This window comes from Xanthobacter sp. BG11Y11_SDJG, from assembly GCF_057364445.1.
Map to the genome: position 1 here is coordinate 1 of NZ_JBNFNU010000189.1, position 7838 is coordinate 7838.

7 protein-coding genes and 1 tRNA gene are annotated in these 7838 nt (G+C 67.5%); 3 read left to right on the forward strand and 5 right to left on the reverse strand.

Annotated features, from left to right (window positions below):
* The 4 genes from AC2W7M_RS15215 to AC2W7M_RS15230 form a co-directional block, all read right to left on the reverse strand.
* A partial coding sequence (locus AC2W7M_RS15215) for an FMN-binding glutamate synthase family protein (protein ID WP_486133078.1) occupies window positions 1–1378 on the reverse strand: 1378 nt, incomplete at its 3' end.
* A 179-nt stretch (window positions 1379–1557) separates the two neighbouring features.
* The gene (locus AC2W7M_RS15220; protein ID WP_486133079.1) at window positions 1558–2253 is read right to left on the reverse strand and encodes a protein glxC; all 696 of its coding nucleotides are present in this window, start codon (window positions 2251–2253) and stop codon (window positions 1558–1560) included.
* An 8-nt stretch (window positions 2254–2261) separates the two neighbouring features.
* Window positions 2262–3161, reverse strand: coding sequence for a class II glutamine amidotransferase (locus AC2W7M_RS15225; protein WP_486133084.1), 900 nt, complete (start codon window positions 3159–3161; stop codon window positions 2262–2264).
* A gap of 164 nt (window positions 3162–3325) precedes the next feature.
* Window positions 3326–3985, reverse strand: a complete 660-nt coding sequence (locus AC2W7M_RS15230; RefSeq protein WP_486133080.1) for a helix-turn-helix domain-containing protein — start codon at window positions 3983–3985, stop codon at window positions 3326–3328.
* A 306-nt stretch (window positions 3986–4291) separates the two neighbouring features.
* On the opposite strand from AC2W7M_RS15230, the gene AC2W7M_RS15235 reads away from it, so the two are divergent.
* Together AC2W7M_RS15235 and AC2W7M_RS15240 are read left to right on the forward strand one after the other, a co-directional pair.
* Window positions 4292–4367 (forward strand) — tRNA-Phe (locus tag AC2W7M_RS15235).
* A gap of 121 nt (window positions 4368–4488) precedes the next feature.
* Window positions 4489–4953: a hypothetical protein gene (locus tag AC2W7M_RS15240; protein ID WP_486133081.1), complete on the forward strand. Its 465-nt coding sequence runs from the start codon at window positions 4489–4491 to the stop codon at window positions 4951–4953.
* 36 nt (window positions 4954–4989) lie between these two features.
* Here the strand turns inward: AC2W7M_RS15240 and AC2W7M_RS15245 are convergent, their stop codons facing one another.
* Window positions 4990–5469 carry a hypothetical protein gene (locus AC2W7M_RS15245; protein ID WP_486133082.1) on the reverse strand — a complete coding sequence of 160 codons (480 nt, stop codon included), beginning with the start codon at window positions 5467–5469 and terminating at the stop codon, window positions 4990–4992.
* A gap of 586 nt (window positions 5470–6055) precedes the next feature.
* Between AC2W7M_RS15245 and AC2W7M_RS15250 the strand changes: the two genes are divergently transcribed.
* Window positions 6056–7714: a hypothetical protein gene (locus AC2W7M_RS15250; RefSeq protein ID WP_486133083.1), complete on the forward strand. Its 1659-nt coding sequence runs from the start codon at window positions 6056–6058 to the stop codon at window positions 7712–7714.
* The last annotated feature ends 124 nt before the right edge of the window (window positions 7715–7838 follow it).

The following is a 7838-nucleotide window of genomic DNA, read 5'->3' on the forward strand; positions in this document are numbered from 1 at the left end:
GCGGATGTGAGGCGGCGCCGCGGCGCCGGCGGCGGCGCTCAGTAGCCGCCGGTCTGGCCCGGAACTCCATGCCCGTTCCTGCAAGCGGCACGCCAGCCATGGCGGCGGCCTCGAGGGTCAGGGAGACGAGGTCCTCCGGCTCCAGATTGTGCAGGTGGCTCTTGCCGCAGGCGCGGGCGATGGTCTGCGCCTCCAGCGTCATCACCGACAGGAAGTTGGCGAGCCGGCGGCCGGCCTTCACCGGGTCGAGCCGCGCGGCGAGCACCGGGTCCTGGGTGGTGATGCCGGCGGGGTCGAGGCCCTCGTGCCAGTCGTCATAGGCGCCGGCCGTGGTGCCGAGCTTCTGGTATTCCTCCTCCCACTGGGGATCGTTGTCGCCGAGCGCCACCAAAGCCGCGGTGCCGATGGCCACCGCGTCGGCGCCGAGCGCCAGCGCCTTCGCCATGTCGGCCCCGGAGCGGATGCCGCCGGAGACGATGAGCTGCACCTTCCTGTGCATGCCGAGGTCCTGCAACGCCTTCACCGCCGGCCGGATGGCGGCGAGGATCGGCAGGCCCACCTGCTCGATGAACACGTCCTGCGTCGCCGCGGTGCCGCCCTGCATGCCGTCGAGCACCACCACGTCGGCGCCCGACTTCACCGCCAGCGCCACGTCGTAATAGGGCCGCGAGGCGCCGACCTTCACATAGATCGGCTTCTCCCAGTCGGTGATCTCGCGCAATTCCTCGATCTTGATCTCCAGGTCGTCCGGCCCGGTCCAGTCCGGATGGCGGCAGGCCGAGCGCTGGTCGATGCCCTTCGGCAGGTTGCGCATGTTGGCGACGCGGTCGGAGATCTTCTGGCCAAGCAGCATGCCGCCGCCGCCGGGCTTGGCGCCCTGGCCGATGACGATCTCGATGGCGTCCGCCTTCCTCAGGTCCACCGGGTTCATGCCGTAGCGCGAGGGCAGATACTGGTAGACCAGCGTCTGCGACTGTGCGCGCTCCTCCGCCGTCATGCCGCCGTCGCCGGTGGTGGTGGAGGTGCCCACCAGCGTGGCGCCGCGCCCGAGCGCCTCCTTCGCCTGCGCCGAGAGCGCGCCGAAGCTCATGCCGGCGATGGTCACCGGCGTCTTCAGGTGGATCGGCTTCTTGGCGAAGCGGGTGCCGAGCACCACCTCGGTGGAGCACTTCTCGCGGTAGCCCTCCAGCGGGTAGCGCGACATGGAGGCGCCGAGGAACAGCAAGTCGTCGAAGTGGGGCACCTTGCGCTTGGTGCCGCCGCCGCGGATGTCGTAGATGCCGGTCGCCGCCGCGCGGCGGATCTCCGCCAGCGTCGCCGGATCGAAGGTCGCCGAGAAGCGCGGCGGGGTGCGGGGCACGTTGGAATGGGCGGTCATGGGGTCCTCACCCGGAAAACGGAACTGAATTGAAGGCCTTCTCTCGCCGGCTCCCCTCTCCCCTCGCGGGAGAGGGGGTGGGGGGGAGGCGGAGCCGAAATCCCGCCGCCGCGGGGGCGGGCGGCGCGACACCCCTCACCCCATCCCTCTCCCACAAGGGGGAGAGGGGGATTCCCGCCTCAATAGGCATCCACGTTGTCCACGTGGAAGTTGTAGAGCTTGCGGGCCGAGCCGTAGCGCTTGAACTCCGAGATATCGACGCTGCCGGCGACGCCCGCGGCGCTCAGCCGGTCGTGCAGCAGCGCCTTGTGCTCGTCCCGCATCTCCTTCTCGATGCAGTCGGCGCCGAGGCTCTTCACCGTGCCGCGCACGAACAGCTTCGCCTCATAGAGGCTGTCGCCCAGCGCCTCACCGGCGTCGCCGAACACGATCAGCGCGCCGGACTGGCCCATGAACGCGCTCATGTGGCCGACCGAGCCCTTCACGACGATATCGATGCCCTTCATGGAGATGCCGCAGCGGGCGGAGGCGTTGCCGTCGATCAGCAGCAGGCCGCCATGGGCGGTGGCGCCGGCGGACTGGCTGGCGTCGCCCTTCACGTGGACGAAGCCGCTCATCATGTTCTCGGCAACGCCCTGGCCGGCATTGCCGTGGATGATGATGGACGCCTCGGCGTTCATGCCGGCGCAGTAATAGCCCACATTGCCCTCGATCTCGACCGTGAGGGGCGCGGCGATGCCCACCGCCACCGCATGGCGGCCGTTGGGATTCAGCACCCGCCAGCGGCGGGCATTGCTCTCGGCGCTGGCCTTGTGGAGCGCGGCATTCAGCTCGCGCAGCGGCGTCGTGCCGAGATCGAACGTGGTGTCGGGCATGACGGCGTTCATTGCGCGCGCTCCCAGAAATAGACGGTGGCGGGCTCGGGCTCGAACACCCGCGCCGTGTCGATGCCGGGCAGGCCGATGAGGGCGCGGTATTCCGAGCCGAACGCCACATACTGGTCGGTCTCGGCCATCACGGCCGGCTTGCAGGCGATGGGATCGCGCAGCACGCCGAAGCCGCTCTCGGTGCCCACCACGAAGGTGAAGAAGCCGTCGAGGTCCTTGAGGCCCGCCTCCAGCGCGTCGCCCAGCGAAGCGCCCTGCTTCATGCGCCAGGTGAGATAGCCGGCGGCCACCTCGCTGTCGTTCTCGGTCTCGAAGGTCATGCCCTCGTGGGCGAGCGCGCGCCTGAGGCCGTTGTGATTGGAGAGCGAGCCGTTGTGCACCAGGCACTGGTCGGTGCCGGTGGAGAAGGGGTGCGCGCCGGCGGTCGTGACCGCGCTCTCGGTGGCCATGCGGGTGTGGCCGATGCCGTGGGTGCCGCGCATGGCGGGCAGCGCGAACGCCTCGGCCACCGCCGAGGGCAGGCCCACCTCCTTGAAGATCTCCATGCGGGTGCCGGAGCCGACAACGGCCACCTCCGGGTGCCGCGCGGCGAGGAAGGCGCGCACCTGCGCCTCGCGCGCGGCGGGCACCTCGATCACCGCATGGGTGCCGCGGATGGCGAGCGCCGGCACGCCGTCCGCCGGCACGCTCAGGCCCTGCGCCAAGGCCGGGAAATCATAGCCCTTGGCTGCGCGCAGAGAGAGCTTCACCTGTCCCGGCGCGCCCGCGCCATAGACTGCGAAGCCCGCACTGTCCGGCCCGCGGCCGGTCATGGTGCAGAGCATGGAGGCCAGCATGGCCCCCAGCTCGCCTTCCAGCTTCGGGTCTTTCAGGAATAGTCCGACGATGCCGCACATGGCGCTCAACTGGCTCCGATCCGTGGCCGCGGCGCCTGATGCCGCACGCCTTCGCCGCCTTTGGCGGCCTCGGTCCCACTGGTACGCCGGTTGGACGGGTGCGTCAATGTGAAAGAATAAAAGTTTCGCTGTAAGAAAACGTCGCGGAAGGGTCTGTGCCCGGCTCAGCGCCCGTCGCGGCCATAGACGATGATGGACAGGTAGGTCATGGGCGTCACCAGCAGTTCCTCGGGGCCATGGGCGGCGCCCGAATCGAACATCAGCGCGTCGCCCGGGCGCAGGTGATAGGAGCGGTCGGCGTGGCGGTAGAGCACCTCGCCGGTGAGCATGTAGATGAACTCCACGCCCGCATGGCGGAACTGGGTGAAGGGCGCGGCGCCCGCCTCCAGCGAGATCAGATAGGGCTCCACCACGATGTCGCCGCCGAGGCCGTGGCCGAGCAGCTCGTACTGGTGGCCGACCTTCGAGCCGCGCCGCTCGATGATGACGCCCTGGCGCGCGCGCACGAACGAGCAGTCGCGCCGCTCCTCGAAGGCGGAGAACAGCGTGGTGATGGGCACGTTCAGCGCCTTGGCGATGGACTGAAGGGTGCCGAGGGAGGGCGAGATCTGGCCGTTCTCGATCTTCGACAGCATGCCGACCGAGATGCCGGCGGCGCCCGCGAGATCGGAGACGGTGAGGTCGAGCTGGCGGCGGATGGTGCGCACCTGAACGCCCAGCGCCTGCTCCAGCGTGGCGGAGGTGGCGGCCGGCGCGCCCGAGCCGGTGGTGTAGTCGATGACATCGGGAGCGTCGCTTGCCCCGCGCGCCTTGCGTTCCGCCACCGTCGGGTCCCCTCGCGTCGCAGTCTCCGCCGGCGCGTTTCCGGCATCCTCGCGGCTACATTGCCAGCTTGCGACCGGGAAGGCACCCCTTTTCCGGAGCGACGGGCGAGGGGGCGAGACCGGCATGCATGCGCGCCGAGACAACCGGCACCTGCCGCTGCGCGGCCTGCGGCGGGCGGCTGCGCGGACCGCTTTTCCACAGGCACGGACCGCAGAGCTTTCGCAAAGGGGACCCCCTATGGACAGGGCCGGACAAGCCAATTATACACTCGCCGCTCCGAACGGCCCCCGCGGCCGCCTCCGGACGCCCAGGTAGCTCAGTTGGTAGAGCATGCGACTGAAAATCGCAGTGTCGGTGGTTCGATTCCGCCCCTGGGCACCATAAATTTCAAAGGCTTACGGGAAACGCCTCGCTCCGCAAACGGTTGCGGTAACCACCAGGGAACCCCCGCAGCGGGATTTGTCGGCTCGGCGCCCCCTCAACCGCGCGTTGGAGGTCTGCCGTGGCTATCGAAATCAAAATCCAGGGTGAGCCAGAGGAAATGGCGCTCCTGATTCGCTTGCTGGATCGCAACGTCGCGATGGCGCAGCCGCTGCTTGTCCAGGCGATCAAGAAGCAAGGGGCCGTCGAAGTGGGCAAGGCCCTGGCCGATGCCCATAGGGGGCCTACCGTATCGAGGTCGCTCGATCCGATCGAATGGCCGAAAAAGCGAGTCAAGAAGGTCCCCGGCGGAAAGTCAATCATTCAGCCATGGACCTTTGACCAGGTTCGGCAGATCTTGATGATGGCATCGATCGATTGGTCGTTGGAAAACACCAACTTTTCTACGCGGGCGTTAGAGGCTCATGGCGCGAGATATTTGCGCGATGTTCCGCCCGTTCTCTATGACGCGCTCGTTGCTTACGTCCAAATCGAGGTTGAGAAGGCCCGGGCTCGCATGTTGAAGGAAGCCGGAAATAGCGCGTAGGCGGGCCGCGCCTGCGCGCCGGCCCGCCCGTCTGAGCTATTCCGCTCGCGCCTCCTGCAAATCGACGATGAGGCGGACGCCTTCGGCGATCGCTTGGGCTACCCCAGCGGAATGGGGCTCTATGATGCCGTCTTCCTCGAGGCTGATAGCGCTGATCTTGCGGGCGTCCTTTCGGGAGAGGGTGCCAGCTTTCGCTTTCGCCGATACCGCGCGGAGTTCTCGCCAGAATCGATTTATCCGGCGCTGGGTCGCCCTGCTATCGTCGGGGCGCCAGTGGAGAGTGAAGACGTCGCTCCCCCGGGGCGATTCACCGGGGAAGTGCCATTCAATCTTGCGCCACACCCCTTCCGAGGTGGTCGGCGCCGTGAAAGACTCGGCTACAGCCAGGCGCGAGAAGCGGGCATCGTTATCCGAGAGCGCTTCCCGGTCTGTGAGGTGCTCACAGGCCTCGGTAAGGCGTTCCATGGCCGAGATGAAGGCGACGACAGGGTCGACGTGGTCGATTGCTTGAGTCATGGCGTCATGTCCTTGCTACAGGATGCGAGGTCCGGGAGGTAGCAGCCGCATAACCTCGGCTCCCCACGCCTTTGGGCTCGCGCCTTGGACATGCGCGCGGAGCTCCCGGACGGGTTGAATTGACGCTGATACGTGGGCGCGTCAAGCGCCCTTGGTCACGCGGGTTGCTACACCCAATTGTCATTTTCGAATCAAAACTGGATATGTCAATAAGAAAATTCAAGAGATCCTTGTCGAAAAAGTATAGTTCCGTTGTTGCGTAGCAAGACGAAACGAAAATTGCAGATAATTACTTCCGGCGCCCCGGCTGCTGCGTGAGGGCCCCACCCTCCCGGGGGAGGGTTGCGCGCCTGGACTGAAAACGCGGTAGGCGGTTTCGCTAATTTTGGGCCGCTGAAAGTATTTGAAACTGGTTGACGGTGGGGATGATAGTTGGGCGGCTCCTGATGGGTCCGGTTCACTTGCGGCTCGCATCATTGTTGTGTATTCTGTTGGTAGGCCGAATTGCCGTGTCGCCGACGGTTGCTCTTATCCGCAACTTGGCCCATGCTTGACCGCAATCTGCCCAATCTCATCGTCCGAATGCTTGAGCGGCCTGATCCGTTCGCCTTCGCTCGCCGGGCGCGCGGACTCGCGGCCGCGCCGTAAGGTTTCGTCGATGGTCAAAATCATCAACTCCTACCAAAGCGAACCGAGCCCCATCGCCAAGATCTTCAATGATCTGAGCACCGGCGCCTTCGGTGACACCCTCACCCCCGAGGTGAAGCGTCAGCAGGCGTTCAAGCTCTCCGCCGAGAACGCGGCGCGCGAGCGCTTCGGCAGCGCCGCCACCGACGCCTTCACGAACCCCGGCAACGCGAACATGGTGGCGCAGGTGGTCCGCGACGCCATGCTCGGCGGCATGGACCCGCGCGCCGTGGCCCAGGCGGGCCAGTATGTGGCCGGCAACGCCTTCGGCGCGGCGGACCCGCGCACCACGAACGCGACCATCGGCGCGGGCGGGGCTTATTCGTCCACCGTGCCCGGCTTCCGCGAGGCGCAGTCGGTCGAGCTGCAGAAGAACGCGGCGGATATCGCGTCGCGCGAGCGCATGTTCGGCGCGACGCCGGTCGAGGTGATGACGCCCGAGGGCCCGCGCTTCAGCACCCGCGCCCAGGCCCCCGGCCAGATGCCGCTGGCGCCGGAGAGCAACGTCAAGGGCGGCTACCTCGCGCAGAACTTCGGCAACATCGGCGCGCTGCCGCCGGCCGAGCAGCAGGTGCTGGGCGCTGTGTCGAAGGAGACCGGCGTCCCGGAGATGGTGCGCCTGCAGCGCGAGCGGAACCTTCTGTGGGCGCAGGCCGGCAAGCTGCCGCTTGGCGATCCCATGAAAGCCGAGCTCCAGCGCCAGGGCGACGAGCTGGACGGCTTCATCCGCCGCAAGATCGCCGGCAGCGAGGGCTTCTCCATCACGCAGCCGGATGGCACCGTGATCCAGATGGGCGGCGGTGGGCGAGATCCGGTCACGATGCGCAATCTGACCGCATCGGTTCGGAATCTCGAAGAGACGCGGGGCCTGATTACGACTGCCGTTGGCCTTGTGGACCGAGCGCCTTCGATTGTCGGCCCGGTCGGCAATATCCGGCGCATGGGCCAGGATGTCAGCTCCATCGCGACCGAGGTGGCCAAGAGCTTCGGCGGGCAGGAGCGATACCAGGCCGTGGTGGAGCGCGCCCGTGCTGACCTCGCCGCCAAGGGGCTCGACACGCTGCTCCCCGGGCTCTTCAACCCGGACCTCAACAGCATCGAGACGCTCAACACGCTGTTGCTCTACAAGGCCGCGGAAGCGCTGGGGCAGACCGGTCACGGGGTCAGCAACAGGGACATCGAACGGATCGCGGCTATGGTCGGCGACCCCACCAGCTGGTTCACCAGCGCCGCGACCTACAAGAACAAGCTCATGGCGCTGGACAACCTTCTCGCCAATCGCCAGGGCATGCACGCGAGCGAGGCCGGGCGGCAGGTGAACAATCCGTCCGCGATCACGATGCCCTCGGCTCCTGAGGTCCAAATCCCTGGCGAGAAAGACGCCTCGCGAATGCCCGGCGGCGCGCCGGCGCGGGGGCAGGTGGATGGCGGCGTCCCGGCTTCGGCGGTGCAGTTCCTGCGCGCCAACCCGCAGCATGCCGCGGAGTTCGACGCCAAGTACGGCGCCGGCGCGGCGGCGCGCGTGCTCGGGGGGCCAGTGATGGCGAACATCTTTTGACCAATTCGACACGCCGGCCCGGGCGCCGAACATCTTCGATCAGTTCGACCCGCCGGTGCAGCCCGGCGCCCAGCCGCCGGCGGACGGCCGGCTCCGCCTGACGATCACGCCGGCGCCCGACGCG